Annotated in this window: 1 protein-coding gene and 1 pseudogene; one reads left to right on the top strand and one right to left on the bottom strand. The window is 45.3% G+C overall.

The window, feature by feature from the left end; translation table 11 throughout:
* Positions 1-91: 91 nt before the first annotated feature.
* Positions 92-685 carry a glutathione S-transferase family protein gene (locus tag A3750_RS15375; RefSeq protein ID WP_068456759.1) on the top strand — a complete coding sequence of 198 codons (594 nt, stop codon included), beginning with the start codon at positions 92-94 and terminating at the stop codon, positions 683-685.
* Between the two features lie 199 nt (positions 686-884).
* Here the strand turns inward: A3750_RS15375 and A3750_RS26190 are convergent.
* Positions 885-1,299: pseudogene (locus tag A3750_RS26190) on the bottom strand (MBL fold metallo-hydrolase); the annotation flags it as partial.

Below are 1,299 nucleotides of genomic sequence, written 5' to 3'. Positions count from 1 at the left end.
ACAAGTTTCAATTGGATACCACTTAGCCATATATTTCCTTAAACCATCGGTCTTGCTACACTGCCGCTGCTGCGACAACGAAGGATCGAGCATGAAAATATACGGAGATCGTCAATCAGGCAACTGCTATAAATTAATTCTTGCAGGGAGCCTTCTAAATATTCGCTATCAATGGATAGAGATCGACATACTCAAGGGCGACACTCAAGAGCCAGACTTTCTAGCGAAAAATCCAAACGGAAAGATCCCCCTACTCGAACTTGAAAACGGAGACACCCTCAGCGAATCAAATGCAATCCTCAACTACCTCTGCGAAGGCAGCATGTACTACCCTGCAGATATTTGGATAAGAGCAAAAATTCATCAATGGCAGTTCTTTGAGCAATACAGTCACGAGCCCTATATCGCAGTAGCACGCTTTATTAACAAATATCTGGGGCTACCCGATGACCGAAAGCAAGACTACCTCGACAAACAAGAAGGCGGCAACAGAGCATTAGCCGTAATGGAAGAGCAGCTCAATCACACGGTTTTTCTAACTGGCGACTATCCGACAACAGCGGATATAAGCCTATTCGCATATACCCACGTTGCAGAAGAAGGCGGCTTTAACCTCAATAATTACCCGAGCGTCAAAGCGTGGATCAATAAAATGAAAGGCCTTCGTAACTTCGAAGCGATGTGATTACAGCTTTGAAAATAGATCGCTCTCAACCATCGATCGGATACTAGGATTCAGCATCCTACGACACGTTGCCAAACCTGAATTTATGAATGGATCGAGAAACATACACGACGCGCAGAGCAAAACACTCACGCCTCATTCAAAAGGCACAATATCAGAGAGCGCGAATAAAATGGATCTCCGCATCAAGCTCTAAACCTCAGCCAGAAGGAAAAAATACTGGGAATGCAGGCAGGGACTCAAGCACGCGCTCATCATGCGCAGGAACGATAACGATATCGGGCTGATCGACGCTTAATTGATGCACCTTTTCAACCACGCCTGCATTCTGTTCAAAATCCGCATCAACGCCGACGATTGTTTTCACTAGCCAAGGCCTTGAGCTGTTATTGGTCACACCCTCTAATACCCAGGTAGTATCTCCAATAAAGAAATAACGCGCACCACCTTCAAGGTTTAGGAACATCCCCAAATGTCCATGCGCATGTCCCGAGGTATCAACTAGCACAACACTTGAATCACCAAACACGTCCATACTCTGGGCAAATCCCTCATAAGCACCATCCTCTAAAGAAATAAAAGACCAATTAATGCTCGGATCATCGAATTGCGAT

The sequence above is a fragment of the Oleiphilus sp. HI0079 genome, from assembly GCF_001635105.1.
Note: the sequence above shows the minus strand (reverse complement) of the source record. Positions and strands in the feature narration are given on the sequence as shown.